The sequence below is a fragment of the Halomicrobium sp. IBSBa genome, assembly GCF_017612575.1.
Taxonomy (GTDB): Archaea; Halobacteriota; Halobacteria; order Halobacteriales; family Haloarculaceae; genus Halomicrobium.
Map to the genome: position 1 here is coordinate 1 of NZ_JADPQC010000061.1, position 403 is coordinate 403.

Below are 403 nucleotides of genomic sequence, written 5' to 3' on the forward strand. Positions count from 1 at the left end.
CGAGACAGCCTTCGAGCAACTGAAAGCGGTCAAGGGGCTCACCTCCGAGGAGAAGGTCCCGGAGCCGATGGAGAAGGGAATCCTCCGGGCAAAACACGACGTCTCGGCGTTCAAGGACGGCACCGTCCGCTACGATATGACCGACTTGCCGGTGACGGCGGTCCGAGCCTCGGAACTGGACGTCTCCGCCGAGCGACTCCGAGGGCTGGGCTACACGGAGGACATCCACGGCGATCCGCTGACTCACGATGACCAGCTGGTCGAACTGAAGGTCCAGGACATCGTCCTCTCGGACGGCGCGGCCGAGCACATGCTCCAGACCGCCCGCTTCGTCGACGACCTCTTAGAGCAGTACTACGGGCTGGAGCGGTTCTACGAGTTCGACGACCGCGAGGACCTCGTC

General features: G+C 64.0%; 1 pseudogene. It reads left to right on the plus strand.

Going from position 1 to position 403, the window contains the following annotated elements:
* Nucleotides 1-403 (plus strand): annotated as a pseudogene (locus tag IL252_RS17455) (DNA polymerase II large subunit); the annotation flags it as partial.